This window comes from Corynebacterium sp. UMB10321, assembly GCF_030228725.1.
GTDB lineage: Bacteria > Actinomycetota > Actinomycetes > Mycobacteriales > Mycobacteriaceae > Corynebacterium > Corynebacterium pseudogenitalium.
Genome location: NZ_JASOZC010000002.1, coordinates 268,937 through 283,797, shown reverse-complemented (window position 1 = coordinate 283,797; position 14,861 = coordinate 268,937). Strand labels below are relative to the sequence as shown.

At 56.3% G+C, this 14,861-nt stretch carries 14 protein-coding genes; 8 read left to right on the top strand and 6 right to left on the bottom strand.

The features are described from left to right. The first annotated feature begins 58 nt into the window (after window positions 1-58). The 3 genes from QP752_RS04295 to QP752_RS04285 all read left to right on the top strand — a co-directional run bounded on the left by QP752_RS04295 (window position 59) and on the right by QP752_RS04285 (window position 3,441). On the top strand, window positions 59-1,027 hold the full coding sequence (locus QP752_RS04295; protein WP_070362337.1) for a 1-phosphofructokinase family hexose kinase: 969 nt from the start codon (window positions 59-61) through the stop codon (window positions 1,025-1,027). A gap of 22 nt (window positions 1,028-1,049) precedes the next feature. After that, entirely contained in the window at window positions 1,050-3,104 is a 2,055-nt protein-coding gene (locus QP752_RS04290) for a fructose-specific PTS transporter subunit EIIC (RefSeq protein ID WP_284804599.1), read from the top strand. Window positions 3,105-3,171: 67 nt separating this feature from the next. After that, window positions 3,172-3,441: an HPr family phosphocarrier protein gene (locus QP752_RS04285; RefSeq protein ID WP_070363496.1), complete on the top strand. Its 270-nt coding sequence runs from the start codon at window positions 3,172-3,174 to the stop codon at window positions 3,439-3,441. A gap of 58 nt (window positions 3,442-3,499) precedes the next feature. Here QP752_RS04285 and QP752_RS04280 read toward each other — a convergent pair whose 3' ends face one another. Further along, window positions 3,500-4,792 (bottom strand): uracil-xanthine permease family protein, encoded by a 1,293-nt coding sequence (locus QP752_RS04280; RefSeq protein ID WP_070362335.1) that lies wholly within the window; start codon window positions 4,790-4,792, stop codon window positions 3,500-3,502. A 62-nt stretch (window positions 4,793-4,854) separates the two neighbouring features. Between QP752_RS04280 and nagB the strand changes: the two genes are divergently transcribed. Then, the gene (gene nagB / locus QP752_RS04275) at window positions 4,855-5,616 is read left to right on the top strand and encodes a glucosamine-6-phosphate deaminase (protein ID WP_070478929.1); all 762 of its coding nucleotides are present in this window, start codon (window positions 4,855-4,857) and stop codon (window positions 5,614-5,616) included. A 19-nt stretch (window positions 5,617-5,635) separates the two neighbouring features. On the opposite strand, the gene hflX is transcribed toward nagB, so the two are convergent. Then, window positions 5,636-7,153, bottom strand: a complete 1,518-nt coding sequence (hflX, locus tag QP752_RS04270; RefSeq protein ID WP_070362333.1) for a GTPase HflX — start codon at window positions 7,151-7,153, stop codon at window positions 5,636-5,638. 127 nt (window positions 7,154-7,280) lie between these two features. On the opposite strand from hflX, the gene QP752_RS04265 reads away from it, so the two are divergent. Both QP752_RS04265 and QP752_RS04260 read left to right on the top strand, forming a co-directional pair. Then, on the top strand, window positions 7,281-8,045 hold the full coding sequence (locus tag QP752_RS04265; RefSeq protein WP_070976745.1) for a hypothetical protein: 765 nt from the start codon (window positions 7,281-7,283) through the stop codon (window positions 8,043-8,045). 16 nt (window positions 8,046-8,061) lie between these two features. Further along, a complete protein-coding gene (locus QP752_RS04260; protein ID WP_252930829.1) occupies window positions 8,062-8,577 on the top strand; it encodes a hypothetical protein in 516 nt (171 codons plus the stop codon). On the opposite strand, the gene miaA is transcribed toward QP752_RS04260, so the two are convergent. Then, entirely contained in the window at window positions 8,578-9,492 is a 915-nt protein-coding gene (miaA, locus tag QP752_RS04255) for a tRNA (adenosine(37)-N6)-dimethylallyltransferase MiaA (protein ID WP_240492805.1), read from the bottom strand. Beyond that, window positions 9,489-9,812, bottom strand: a complete 324-nt coding sequence (locus QP752_RS11375) for a hypothetical protein (protein ID WP_320072698.1) — start codon at window positions 9,810-9,812, stop codon at window positions 9,489-9,491. Before QP752_RS11375 ends, miaA begins: the two co-directional genes overlap by 4 nt. A 491-nt stretch (window positions 9,813-10,303) precedes the next feature. On the opposite strand from QP752_RS11375, the gene QP752_RS04245 reads away from it, so the two are divergent. Continuing rightward, the gene (locus QP752_RS04245; protein WP_284804646.1) at window positions 10,304-11,626 is read left to right on the top strand and encodes a DUF349 domain-containing protein; all 1,323 of its coding nucleotides are present in this window, start codon (window positions 10,304-10,306) and stop codon (window positions 11,624-11,626) included. Window positions 11,627-11,637: 11 nt separating this feature from the next. Beyond that, on the top strand, window positions 11,638-12,690 hold the full coding sequence (locus QP752_RS04240) for a GNAT family N-acetyltransferase (protein ID WP_284804594.1): 1,053 nt from the start codon (window positions 11,638-11,640) through the stop codon (window positions 12,688-12,690). Here QP752_RS04240 and QP752_RS04235 read toward each other — a convergent pair. Then, window positions 12,687-13,265 (bottom strand): hypothetical protein, encoded by a 579-nt coding sequence (locus QP752_RS04235; protein WP_070362328.1) that lies wholly within the window; start codon window positions 13,263-13,265, stop codon window positions 12,687-12,689. The genes QP752_RS04240 and QP752_RS04235 overlap by 4 nt on opposite strands. A gap of 29 nt (window positions 13,266-13,294) precedes the next feature. Next, the gene (gene miaB / locus QP752_RS04230; RefSeq protein WP_070362327.1) at window positions 13,295-14,821 is read right to left on the bottom strand and encodes a tRNA (N6-isopentenyl adenosine(37)-C2)-methylthiotransferase MiaB; all 1,527 of its coding nucleotides are present in this window, start codon (window positions 14,819-14,821) and stop codon (window positions 13,295-13,297) included. Between the last annotated feature and the right edge of the window lie 40 nt (window positions 14,822-14,861).

Genomic DNA, 14,861 nt, shown 5'->3' with positions numbered 1-14,861 from the left:
AACAGACTTTCGGTAGGCGCTACCCCACAGAGCACCAATTACTCTAAGGATGCGCCACATGATTCTGACGTTCACTCCGAATCCAAGTACAGATGCAACGCTTTCTGTAGCAACGTTGCGTCGCGGCGAAGTCGCCCGTGCCATTACCGCTACGCGAGAAGCTGGCGGAAAAGGCGTCAACGTGGCCCACGCCGTAGCGAAGGCTGGAAGAGCGGCACTCGCTGTAGTTCCCTGCGGGGAAAGCGACCCTTTCAAGTTCGCTGCTAACCGACTCGGTTTTCCTTTTGTTTTCATCCCGGTTGAGGGCAATATCCGTACCAATACTGCGATTACTGAATCCGACGGTACGACTACCAAAATCAATGAGCCTGGCCCTCAATACACCATTGATGTCCAGCAGGGGTTCCTCGACGCGCTTGATTCGCATAGCAGCGAATGTAAGGCCGTCGTCATGGCAGGGTCGCTGCCAAGTGGAGCCCCGGCGGATCTCTACGCAACGTTGACCCGAGAAATCCGATTGAGGCTCGCCGAAGACGTACTGGTGGCCGTCGACACATCAGACGAACCCCTGGTAAAGCTGGGAGATCAGCTTGAATCTGCAGCCCCCGATATCCTGAAACCCAACGCTTTTGAATTAGCGCAATTGGTGGGAGCCGATGGGCATGTACTAGAGACTAGCGCTTCAGCCGGAGACTACTCCGAGGTTGTTCAGGCAGCGAAACGCTTGATTCAGCGAGGGGCTAAAGAAATTCTCGTCACCCTCGGTGGCGCAGGTGCTTGCCTGGTCACCGCAGACTCTGCCTGGGCAGCAACGCCCCCACCGACTGTTGTGAAATCTACCGTTGGAGCAGGCGACAGCTCACTTGCTGGATATGTTATGGCTCGCACTCAACGCCTGCCGTTGGACCAGTGCCTCCAAACCGCGGTCGCCTATGGCTCTGCTGCAGCAGGCCTACCAGGTACCGGGATTCCAAGCCCTGACGACATCAACTTGGAACAAACCCAAGTCGTAGAAATCGATTCATAATTTAAGAGAACAGGAGTCCACCATGAGTGACAACATCATCACTCCACAACTCGTTAGTCTCGATGTGGACTACGGGTCGACGCCAAGAGAGGTCATCGAACACCTCGCGCAGCAAGCCCAGGACGCAGGCCGAGCAAGCGACAGCTTGAAGCTAGCCGACGCAGCTTACGCCCGTGAGCAGAAAGCTGGCACCGGTGTGAATGGCCGTGTTGCAATCCCCCACTGCCGCACCGAAGCAGTCGAAACCCCAACGTTGGTTTTTGCCAGGTTACAGCGGCCCGTTGACTTCTCGGGGCCAGATGGAGACGCAGAGCTTGTATTTTTGATCGCTGCTCCTGAAGGCGGCGGTAAGGCGCATTTGAAGATCCTTTCCAAGCTCGCACGTGCCTTGGTACGCGGCGACTTCGTAACTCAGCTCCGCGAGGCAAAGGATGAGCAAACGGTCGTCAACGCGGTGCTGGACGTCGTCAACGCTGCTCCTAAGAAGAAAACTGCCGCAGCACCTACTCCCGCTGCGACGGGCAAGACCGATGGCGTGAAAAAGTTTAGGATTGCAGCTGTTACATCGTGCGCGACCGGCATTGCCCACACATACATGGCAGCCGACGCTCTGACACAAGCTGCGCAGGCTCGCGATGATGTCGAGTTTCAGGTGGAGCCGCAAGGTTCTTCCGGCGGCGATCCTCTGGATCAGGCCTACATCGACAGTGCTGACGCCGTAATCTTCGCCCATGATGTTGCTGTGCGTAACAAAGCACGTTTTGCAGGCAAGCCGGTCGTTGATAGTCCAGTAAAGCGTGGCATCAACGAGCCAAACAAGATGATCGACGAGGCCATTGCCGCTGCAAACGATCCGAATGCACCAAGAGTCACCACGGCGGGATCGGAGCAGCGAGAAGACTCCACTTCCTCTGGTGAAAGCTGGCCAAAGAAGATCCAGCAAGCTGTAATGACCGGTGTGTCGTACATGGTGCCTTTCGTTGCAGCAGGCGGCCTGCTCCTCGCGCTTGGTTTCCTCTTCGGCGGATACGACATGGCGAATGGCTGGCAGTCCCTCGTCACGAACTTCTCCCCGACCCACCTGCCTGGACATACAATCGATGTCGACGGTGAAATGATGACGTTCCGCCGTTCCGGCTGGCTTCTGTATCTCGGTGCTGTCATGTTCGCGACAGGCCAGATGGGCATGGGCTTCGTTGTTGCGGCGCTCTCCGGCTACATCGGGTATGGCCTTGCAGGACGTCCAGGTATCGCGCCAGGATTTATCGGCGGTGCTATCTCCGTCATGGTTGGCGCAGGTTTTATCGGCGGCCTTGTCACAGGTCTGCTGGCTGGTTTGATCGCATACTGGATCCAGACATGGAAGGTTCCGCGCTGGCTCGGGTCCCTGATGCCAGTGGTCATCATCCCGCTGCTGACTTCCCTTGCTATCGGCCTCATCATGTTCTTACTGTTGGGGCGTCCGCTTGAGTCTCTCATGCTGGGACTGCAGGGCTGGCTTGAGTCGATGAGCGGATCCTCTGCGGTCCTGCTCGGCGTCATCATCGGGCTCATGATGTGCTTTGACCTAGGTGGCCCAGTCAACAAGGCTGCGTACCTCTTCGGAACCGCTGGTCTGTCTGCGGGAACGGAGGCAAGCTTCCAAATTATGGCGGCTGTAATGATTGCTGGCATGGTTCCCCCGATCGCACTGTCAATCGCGACGTTCCTCCGCAAAGGATTGTTTACCCCGGCGGAGCAAGAGAACGGCAAATCCGCATGGCTCCTCGGACTGTCGTTTGTCAGCGAGGGCGCAATCCCGTTTGCTGCAGCTGACCCGTTCCGCGTTATCCCTTCGATGATGCTCGGTGGCGCCACTGCTGGCGCGGTCAGCATGGCACTCAATGTTGGTGTGCAGGCTCCACACGGTGGTCTCTTCGTGCTCTTTGCCTACGAGCCTTGGTGGGGACTGTTCGTCGCGCTCATTGCAGGCGTGGCGGTCGCAACTGTAGCGGTCATCGTCGCTAAGCAGTTCTGGCCAAACGAGGAGATCCAGAAGGTCGCTGCCCAAGCAGAACCTGCAGCGGTGGCGAACTAAGGACACAGGCCCCTAAACTGAATACAGAAACTCGATAGATACTTTCAAAGCAGAAAGGATGAAGCACATGGCTTCAAAGACAGTTAAAGTCGGATCCACCGTTGGACTGCACGCACGTCCAGCAACCATTATTTCTGACGCCGCCGGTGAATACGATGACGAGGTCATCCTGACCCTTGTCGGTGACGAGGACGAGGAAGAGACGGATGCTGCTTCCTCGTTGATGATCATGGCAATGGGCGCCGAGTTCGGTGATGAGGTCACCGTTACCTCTGACAACAGTGAGGCAGTTGAAAAGATTGCCGCATTGATCGAGAAGAACCTCGACGAAGAGTAAATCCCACAACAAAAGCCCGGGCGCTACATCTGAGCGCTCGGGCTTTTGCTTGTTCGAGCTATTTTCGAGATGCAGCGTTGAACTGCCCCTCACCCACTGTGTTGTAAATCCACTTCAACAGAGGATAGAACACGATGATGCCGACCGACCCCAGGGCAATGCCCTCAAGCGTCACCTGACCGACAGTGAACGACAGGTTGCCGATACCAACAATGAGTGCCACAGCCGCAACTGTTAGGTTCACCGGGTTCGTGAAATCTACCTTGTTATCCTGCCAAATACGTACACCAAGCATTCCAATCAGGCCGTAAAGAACCAGGCACGCTCCGCCCAGCACACCGGCTGGGATTGTGAAGATGACTGCGCCGAACTTCGGGATGAACGCCAAAACGATCGCGAAACACGATGCGACCCAATACGCAGCCGTCGAGTAAACCTTGGTAGCAGCCATCACGCCAATGTTCTCCGCATAAGTCGTTGTACCAGAGCCGCCAAAGCCACCAGCCAATGTCGTCGCGATACCGTCACCGATCAACGCCCTGCCTTGGTATGGGTCCAGGTCGCGTTGCGTCATCTCAGAAACTGCCTTGACATGACCAATATTCTCCGCGATCAGCACGACGATGACAGGAAGCGTCACCAAAATCGCTGAGAGGTGGAACTCTGGCGTATGGAACTGCGGCAAGCCGATCCAAGGACTAGCGCCAATTGTGTCCAGTGCATCATCCGATAACCCGCCAGTGAGCGCCGCAAACACCCAGCCGACGATGACGCCGATCAGAATGCTCAGACGAGACAGCATTCCCCTCGCAGCGACAGTCAGCAGAGCAATCGTGCCGAGCGTGACAAACGCGACCCCGGGCTGAGTTTCCACATTAGAAACGGCAGTCGGCGCAAGATTGAAACCGATCAACGCGACGATGGCACCAGTGACCGTGGGAGGCATGACGGCGTCGATAACTTTCTTGCCTGCAAGTTGAACAACAAAGCCAACTGCAATCAACGTCAGACCCGTGATGAGTACCCCGCCCAACTGAGAGCCGATTCCGTACTGGGACGACGCAGACAGCGGCGCGATGAAAGCGAATGACGAGCCAAGGTAGCTAGGCAGTTTATTACGGGTAATCAGCAAAAAGATGATGGTTCCCAGTCCTGAAAACAGCAGCGTTGTGTTTACAGGGAATCCCGTCAACGTTGGAACGAGAAGTGTGGCTCCGAACATTGCTACGACATGCTGCATGCCGATGCCAATTGTTCGAGGCCAAGAAAGGCGTTCATCAGGGGCGACCACCGCGCCGGGCAGAACGCGGCGCCCGTCGCCATGCAAGGTCCATCCAATAGTTTTACTCACAGGCTCATATTATGTCGCTAGATAATTGCCGAAAGCGAATTGGGCAAAGTAGCGTAATACGCATGGAGATTTTCATTCGCCGCACGGCAGACGAAATTGGCGATTTCGCTGCAAACATGATTGAACCATTCGTCAAGCAAGGTGCAACGCTTGGTCTTGCTACTGGCTCGACACCGAGTCCAACGTATCAGGCACTAATCCGAAAGCACCGCGAGGAAGGCCTCAGCTTCGCCGACTGTGACGCATTCTTGCTCGACGAATACTACGGAATCGATCAACACCACGAGCAGTCATACTGGTCCACAATCCGACGCGAGCTGACGGCATCAATCGATATCGATGACGCGGCCGTGCACTCGCTTAGCAGCTCAGCGGCCGATCCGGAGCAGGAGGCTGCGACGTATGAGTCCATGATGAAAGACGCCGGTGGTGTCGACATTCAGCTGCTCGGCATCGGCGCGAACGGCCATATCGCTTTCAACGAGCCGACCAGCTCGCTGAGTTCCCGGACCCGACTGATTGATCTACGCCCGCGGACCATTGCTGACAACGCACGCTTCTTCGATTCAAAAGATGAGGTGCCTCGCCAGGCAATGACGCAGGGCATCGGCACCATCCTGGAAGCGAAGAAGATCCTCCTCATCGCTACCGGTGCAGCGAAGGCCGAGGCTGTCCAAGCAATGATCGAAGGGCCCTTGAGCTCTTTCTGCCCTGCCTCATCGCTGCAAATGCACAACGATGTGTGCATATTACTCGACGAAGCCGCAGCATCCGGCCTCGGCGATGTGGAGTTCTACAAGGAGATCGACGCCTACTGGCGTTAATTCACCACTCCAGCAGTCTCTAGTAGACCTGCTGGACAAACTCGTCATACTGGCGCGCCAGAACTCGTGGCAAGCGGACATCGATCCTGGTGCCGTCGGTTTCATATTCTTCGGAGCGAATCGTCCCGTGTTCATGGACGAGTGAGACAACATCTCCTCGGGTGTAGGGGATCAGCATGACTACATGCTCATCGAGCGTGTTCAGGAACATCTCGATTTTTCCCTCGAGTTCAGCAATACCCTCACCCGTGAGCGCTGAGACAAACACCGCTTCCCGACCGGTCGCGTCAAACACGTGGCGTAACTCTGCCAAAACCACAGGGTCAGCGGAGTCAATCTTGTTGACGACCACAATCTCCGGAGGCAATTCGGAATCTTTATCTCGCGTGATCTCTGCCAGCACCTCGCTCACGGCAGCAATCTGCTTGAGTGGGAACTCGTCTGCTCCATCAACGACGTGTAGCAAAAGGTCTGCATTGCTCACTTCCTCCAGCGTCGACTTAAACGCCTCGACCAACTGGGTCGGCAGGTGCCGAACGAAACCAACTGTGTCCGTCAAAACGACGTTTCGCCCATCAGCCAGCGTTGCGCGTCTCGTGGATGGGTCAAGCGTTGCAAACAATGCGTCTTCCACAAGCACGCCGGCGTCCGTCATTGCGTTAATGAGTGAGGACTTCCCTGCGTTCGTGTATCCGGCAATCGCAATCTTGGGTGTCGTCGAGCTCTGCCTCTTCGCGCGCTTAATCTGACGAACAGTCTCCATGTCTGCTAATTGATGACGCAGCTTTGCCATCTCTGAGCGCAACCTTCGCCGGTCTGCCTCAATTCTGGTTTCACCAGGACCGCGCAAACCAACGCCGCCATTCGAACCCGCACGACCACCGGCCTGGCGCGAAAGGTTGCCGCCCCAACCACGGGTACGGGTGTAGAGATACTCCATCTGCGCGAGGCTAACTTGTGCTTTGCCCTCCTTGCTCTTTGCGTGTTGAGCAAAGATATCCAGAATGAGCATCGTTCGGTCGATCACTTTAGAGTTGAGGGCTTCCTCTAGCGCCACCATTTGACCAGGGGATAGCTCACCGTCGAATACGACGGTGTCCACTCCACTGGCGTCGACAATCTCGCGCAGCTCTTTCACCTTTCCGGAACCAATGTATGTCCCTGGATCCGGCTTATCTCGTTTTTGATAGAGCATGTCAATAACTTCAGCGCCTGCGGTTTCGGTCAGTGCTGCCAATTCCCGCATGTTTGCTTCCATTTCGGCAGTGGAACCTTCAGTCCATGCTCCAACAAGGATGACGCGCTCGAGCCGCAGTTTACGGTACTCGACTTCGTAGATGTCTTCCCGGTCTTCGTTGCGCAGCTCTGTCGTGGTGTTTACGCGACGAAACGAGTTTCGTTCCTCTAGGTCGAGTGCGCCCTGTGTTGGCGTCGATAGGTCTGTTCCCGAGGTTTCGGTGCGCGTCTGTGCGTTATGGCGAAACGCTTCATCCAGCAACGCCTCATGCGAATCAGGAGTGGTTGATTTCGAATTCATGCAAGCTTTCAAAAATAGTGGGTATACGTAACTTTTTTCGCTTTCTTCCTTGCTCAACGGTAGCCCACCCATTTTTCTTCCACCACATTTCTTCACCTCAGAGCGCATTCGACTAGGCTTCACATTTATGAACCAACAACCTCTGACTGAAAACAAGGATCTGGCAGCGATCGGCCTGAGCTTTCCTAAGTGGCAAGACGCGGTAGAAGCTGCAATCGCATCCGGTCGCCTCGGTGTTATCGGTGAGGTACGTGGCGGCCAAATGGTCCAATACCAGGACCACTCTGGTGCGCAGCTGAATATCTTGGCAGTTGAGCCTTTCGCCACCTTTGCCGGCTTTGAGGGCATCACACGCACAAACGCGCACATCACCCCGGCAACCGATGTGGTTGCGCTTGCTGAGGTTGTGGATCCACATGGGAATCCAATCGGATCTCTGACGCTAAACCTGGCGCAGGAGCCATTGATCGTCGATGAGCCCACAATCCAGTGGCAAGAGCTCAGCGTGACCGCCCTTGCACTCGATGTGAGCACGTACGAATCCACCTCTGCTTATCTTGAGGAGCACCCTGGTAGCACGGTTGGCACAGTCATTTCTGCAGGAGCCGAAGCGATTGCAACTGGGGCAGCCTCCTCCCCCGATGCAAAAGCCACTTTTTCCGCACGCGTGCTGGAAGCTGAATACCGCACGTCGGAGTTGACGGGTGACCGCTTCATTCATGTTTCAGTCGACGGCGCGTTTCCATTCGACGTTTGCCTACCTGATGGCGATCTCCCCCAACGCGACCAAGTCATCGCAGGCAACGCCGTCATGGTCGGTACCATCCCGGTGCCTACAGGTGGCGGATGTGGTGGTTGTGGTGGCTCCTGCGGTTGCGGTGGCGGCTGCTAGAAACTAGGCACTACTCATGGATCCAGCACGTCGTGATCTTTCCATAGCACTGTGGGGCGCCCTGATCTTCGCCGTCATGGTGCTGCTTGTGCTGCTCCTCAAGACTCCTGGCGCCATCATCGCCGGGCTGATTGGTGTCACGGCGCTTTTGAACCGCAGGCGTTTTATTCCTAACCCGGAAGTAGAGTCGCTTCGCTCATCGCTTCTGATTGCGTGCGATGACATCCGCGACATCGTTGAAGCGTTTGATAACTTGCAACATGGCAGCTCGACGCAGGCGTTGGCCGACCGAACGCTTCATTTTCCCGCGCTTGCGAACACCGATCTTTCTGTGCCCGAAATCAGCGAATTTCATCTCAAGTACAGTGCGGCACAGCGCTTTCTCGCGCGCGTTAACACCTACCTGCAGTCACCGGACCTGGAACGCGTCCACCTAGAAAAACTGATTCGAATTGCGGACGAGCGCGCCCTCGAGCTTGAGGACGCCTGGGTCGCTGCCCGTAACGCTGCTCGGGAAATTGGTCCGTCGTAATCAACCAAGCTGTGCTACTAGTTCCGCAACGTCATAGTTCGCCGCGTCAATCCAAGTGATTCGTTTGTCGCGCCTAAACCAGGATTTCTGACGCCGCACATAGCGCCGCGTTCGCAGTTTGGTGTCCTCGCAGGCTTCGTCGATGGTGAGGTGGCCGTCGATAACTCCAAGTCCTTGGGCGTATCCGATAGCCCTGCCAGCAGTCGAATCCTTCGCTAATCCCTGGCCCACCAACCGATGAATCTCATCGATGAGCCCCTGCTCGAACATCGCATCAGTACGCTGCGCAATCCGCGGGTTGAGCCACTCTGGGGTTGTCTCCAGCCCAATCATGCGCGTACCCCAGCGTGTAGGGGCGTTTTTGGGGGGTTGAGATGCCTGAAAAGGCTTACCAGTAAGCTCAATGACTTCGAGTGCACGCACTGTGCGCCGGGGGTCACGGTCTTCAATTATCGACGCCGCCACAGGGTCAACTGCAGCTAGCTGCGCATGAAGGCGATCTATTCCGATTTCCTTCAATAGAGACTCGTAGCGCCCGCGGACTTCGGGGTCGGTTGGCGGGAACTGCCAAGCGTCGACAAGTGACTGCATGTACAGCATGGACCCACCAACGAGAATCGGCAGCTTTCCTCGATTGGAGATCTCCTCAACGGTCTCCACCGCTCGTTGCTGATACTCTGCGACACTGGCGGTTTTCGTAACCTCCCAGATATCAAGCAGGTGGTGCGGTATTCCTTGTCGCTCCGCGAGAGGTAATTTGGCAGTGCCGATATCCATCCCGCGGTAAAGCTGCATCGAGTCAACGTTGACAATCTCACCATCGAGTTCGTGCGCAAGCGCGAGACTCAGCGAGGACTTACCTGAAGCCGTCGGGCCGACGATTGCTACTGGTTGGTGTCCGATCTCCTTGTTCACTGCTCTACCTCCCAGTAAGCAACATACCGACCAACGCCCAACGTGTCGTCTACGTCTACGAGTGTGGCCTTCGTTGGCTGCAGTGTTTGTAGCTCAAGCCAAATATCTGGTTCCAGTACTCCTGCGTCTCGCATTTCCTGCTCACGGATCAGGGAGCTTTGCTTTCCTGACAACAAAGCCTGGAGTTTGTCGTTCGTATCAGCAGCCGCAGGGATTAACGCTAGCGGGGCGCGAGTTGTCAGCCCTGCAGGTCCATCGACTACCAACACTGTGAGCACTGAAGGATCTAACGGCAACAGGTGCTCACGACTCTCACGCACCGTAGCCCCGTGAAGGCAGTATCTGGCGACAAGTTCGCCTAATACGTGCCCACCTCCTACTTCGACGTGTGGTGCTCCCCAGGCAGCAAACGAGCCAGCAAGGTGCGTTGCCCATCTCCTGTCGTGGCTGCACACAATGTCAATAGTTTTCGTCAGTTTTCCGGCTGTCTCTCTAATTGAGTTCAGCAAACGCTGCGACGGTTCGTCAGCAGGTGCGAGTTCTCGCACGAGAGCTGGCGAACCAGGCATGACAAGTAGGCAGGCACGGGCTTCATTCACCTCGCCCACCATAGTGGGGTTTTCTCGGAGTTGAAACCATGACACATGACGCATGTTCGTCTGCAACACGCTAGAGTTATGAAGACGAGAATGCCGTCGATTATGTATCTCGGCGCCGTGACGCGCGGCACAGCTATTTGTGAAAGGACTGTTTCATGACTTCCTCGACTCCAAAGCCACAGCCACCAGCTGGACGTCCGAACCCGGCTGCCATGCCGAAGCAAACGCCGAAGCCCGGACCTCGTCCAGGTGCGGCACAGTCTGTTCCTTCACAGCGGGTTGTTCCACTCGCGCATGCTCAGTCGTCATCAGCGAACACTGATCCGTCGAAGTTCGGGCGCGTCGATGATGCCGGCAATGTTTTTGTCACCCGTGACGGCGTTGAGCGTCAGATCGCATCTTGGCAGGCCGGGTCTCCCGAGGAAGGACTTCGCCACTACGGGCAGCGTTTCGACGACCTCATCGTCGAAACTGAAGTCCTGGAGGCGCGACTCACTGCACACCCAGAGGACGCACACACTCTGCATCGCAGCGTGACTGAGCTGAAAGACTCGCTGAAAGACGTCGCCTCAATTGGCGACTTCGCAGCGCTCGAGGCACGCCTAGAAGAATTACTGCGCAAAACAGAGGTTGCGGAACACGAAGCAAAGGAACTCAAGCAGACCCGACGGGCTAACGCAATTGCCAAAAAGGAAAGTCTAGCGGCCGAGGCTGAGGAGATCGCCGAGAAGTCTACGGACTGGAAGGCTGCCGGGGACAGGATTCGAGCGATCCTCGAAGAATGGAAGACGATCCGCGGTATCGATCGCACAACCGACGACGCGCTCTGGAAGCGCTACTCGCGTGCACGCGATGCCTTCAATCGCCGTCGTGGGGCTCACTTCGCTGAGCTCGATAGGAATCGCGCAACGGCTCGTCGTATCAAGGAGGATATCATCGCCCGCGCGCAGGCAATCCAGGACTCAACGGATTGGAACGCCACCGCCCGTGCCTACCGCTCTCTGATGGATGAGTGGAAAGCAGCCGGACGCGCCCCACGTGGCGTCGACGATGAGCTGTGGGCACAGTTCCGCGCTGCTCAGGATCACTTCTTCGCCGCCCGCAACGCCGTAAACGCGGAGCGCGACCGCGAATTTGAAGCAAATGCTGCAGCTAAGGACGCACTTATAGATGAGTACGATGCGCTCATCACTCCAGAGAAGGGTCTAGGTGCGGCACGTGCCAAGCTGCGTGAGCTCCAGGAGAAGTGGGACGAAATTGGATTTGTGCCTCGCAACAAGGTCCGTACGTACGAAGACAAGATTGCTCGGCTGGAACAGCGCGTAGCGGATGCAGAGGAATCACGATGGCGCAAAGCAGACCCTGAGGCACAAGCGCGGGTGAATCAGTTCCAGGAGAAAGCTGATCACTTCCTGCAGCAGGCTCAGGAAGCTGAGGCAGCCGGGAATTCCTCCAAGGCGGCGAAGCTCCGTGAACAGGCTGAGCAGTGGCAGGAGTTTGCCAACGTCGCAGCGAAGGCCGTCGACGAGCAGTAGTGCTATATCCCTTGATCGTAGGGAGTGCCGACCCGTCACACGCCGCAGTCTCCTCCTACGCATTCTCAGTCACGCTTGCTATCCAGGACATTACGGGAGAAGCGCACTCCGGAGTGAGTGCAGCCCATCTCGCGAAACGCCTGGAGGGATCCGAAGAATCGTTAGCGCTTCTCTTCGCGCTGTGTAGCAAACCAGCGCCACGGTCCCTTGGAGCGTTCGGTTACCCAGTGCTGACTGAGGATGATCTGTACGACGTCGAAGGCTGGGTGCTCATATCGCTTCCTCTACTTGAGGACGTCGATGTGTTAGAAGCGAACGTCACTATCGACGCCTCCATCGCTCCTCTTCCCGGGGAGGAGCAGCCGGCGCACGTGTGGCGAAGTGCGCTCGCGCTGATTGACGCGCTTTCTGCAGAGTTGCACCGTCCCATCCGTCAGATTTGGATCACGGAGCCATTGGGGGCACCGGAGCACCCATTCCTTCGCGCTGACGGCTACACGCCGGCGCACTGTGAGCGACAGGCAATTATCAACGCGGACGCTATCGTGGCGCCTGACCAGAATGATAGGTGCGACGTGATTGAAGACATGGCATTCGACCCTACTGATCTGCCCTCCTTCTTAGCTACTCTCCAGGAGTCCGCAGCGAAATACCCTCGTGGTTCACTATCGCTCGAGCCTGTCCAGTGGTCTGCGTCCCGTCTTCAGGACGCTGCTGCACGTCTCAAGGACCGCGGCGGTTCCCAGATCACCGCCATTGCCCGTGATGTCTCAGGGAAACCGGTCGGGCTTGCAGAGGTAGCAGAATTCGAGAATGACGCAGATTCTGTTGCAGAAATCGGGCTGGTGTACGTACGGGAGGCAAGCCGGGGACTCGGTTTAGGCAAGCGCGCCTTGGCTTCTGCGATATCAGCCGCGCTCTCGATTTGGCCACAAACGAAGCAGATCTACGCTTCTTATCCCAACCCGCAGCCGGGTGCGAGCCACATTCTCGACCACTATGCCCCAACCGGGATAAGCCAGGCGACGGCCTGGCAGAAGGGCGTACCAAAGCTCGATAGCTAGTTGCTTCTTTTGTGGCGTCGTGCCGCGTTCGCTCGTCGGTCATCGACAAGCAGTGGGTTCGTTTCTTGCTCCTGATGAGTCCGCGTCGCATTCAATTGCGCATCCGCGATATCCGCGTCGATTTCGCTTGGCTGATTCCGGAGCAGTTCCGGGGCAACCGCTGTCTTTCGCACGAACAGCGGAATGTACGTCAACACGACCAGGAGTACCGCGACAACTTCTAGGTAAAACCCGGGCCCGTGCTGAAACGTTCCTGCAACACCGGTACTCGACTTCCGCAGCCACACTGCCAGCAACGAGCTAACCAGGGCAACTGTTGAAATCATCCACGCGGCTGTGGCCATTCCGAAACGTCGCGAAACCGTCACTAGCGACGTGCAAACGCCTACGCCTAAGAAGCCTAGCCATACAAATACGTACTCCGTGATCTTGGTATCTGCACTGCGGGCGCCTTCGCCCACCGCGAGCACCTGCCATCCGGGAATGTCACCAACGAAGGGCAAAAACAGCGCAACAAGCCACCCAATACTTGCAATACCGAGTACCCAGCGCGCGGATCCTAATTCCATTTTCATTGAAGTCTCCCTTCCAGTAGTCGCGTGGTTTACGCTTCAGGAGTCGTGCAGCAGCCAGTGTTGCTTACGTTAGTCACTGGAACGATGTCTGGACGTGCAACCGTAGGAATTCCAAGTCCCACCCCAACAGGTGCAGTCGTTGGTACCTCGCCTGCCTCAGCGTGATCACCCGCGAGTGTGCGTCGGTGTGAAAGCACACCAGAATCCGCGATCAGAAAATATGACTTTGCTTCGGTGATACGAGCGGTAACAATGTCACCCGGACGGATGGCAGATCGATTGGCCTCATCGACAGCAAAGTGCACGAGCCTGCCGTCGCGAGCGCGTCCTGACATTCTGTGAGTCGTCTCGTGCTTTCGACCTTCGTCCTGCTGAACAAGGAGTTCTTGCACAGATCCAATGAGCTTTTCATTCTCTTCCAGGCTGATTCGTTCCTGGAGTTCAAGCAGTCGTTCGAACCGCTCCTGCACCACAGCTTTCGGAACCTGGTTTTCCATTTCAGCCGCCGGGGTCCCAGGGCGCGGTGAGTACTGGAATGTATAGGCGGACGTGAATCGTGCCTTCTCAACTACATCAAGCGTTGCCTGGAAGTCTTCTTCCGTCTCGCCTGGGAATCCGACAATGATATCGGTGGTGATCGAAGCCTCAGGAAGCTTCTCACGGACCTCATCCAAAATGCCTAAAAACTTCTTGGATCGGTACGAACGGCGCATGTCCTTGAGTACTTTGTCAGACCCCGACTGCAACGGCATATGTAGCTGCGGGCAAACGTTCGGGGTTTCTGCCATTGCGTCGATGACGTCAGATGTAAACTCTGCGGGGTGCGGGGAGGTGAAGCGAACACGCTCGAGGCCTTCGATCTCGCCACACGCTCGTAGCAGTTTTGAAAACGCGGACCTATCTCGCTCCATTTCCTCGTCAACGAAATGCACACCGTAAGCATTGACGTTTTGGCCAAGCAAAGTGACTTCTAAGACGCCTTGATCCACGAGCGCCTGTACCTCGGCGAGGATATCGCCCGGACGGCGATCAACTTCTTTGCCACGCAGACTCGGAACGATACAGAATGTACACGTATTATTGCACCCGACAGACACCGAAACCCAGCCCGCATAGCTACTTTCACGTTTCGCTGGAAGAACAGAAGGAAATACTTCGAGCGCTTCTGCAATTTCAACTTGCGCCTCGCCCTGTACTCGTGCACGTTCCAGCAGTACCGGCAGTGAGCCCATATTGTGGGTCCCGAAGACCGCGTCTACCCACGGTGCTCTCTGGATAACGTGGTCTTTGTCTTTCTGCGCCAGACATCCACCAACCGCAATCTGCAAATCAGGCTGCGATTCCTTAACCTTTTTCAAATGTCCAAGCGTTCCGTACAAACGCTTGTCTGCGTTTTCACGCACGGCACAGGTGTTGAAAACGATGAGGTCTGGGGCCTGCCCATCTTCAACTGCCACGTACCCCGAATCTTCCAGCAGACCCGACAACCGCTCCGAATCATGAACGTTCATTTGGCATCCGAAGGTTCGAACTTCGTATGTCCTTGATGCAGCCATCTGGTTCGCCTTTCCTGGTTGATTACGCGGGTCTACGCAG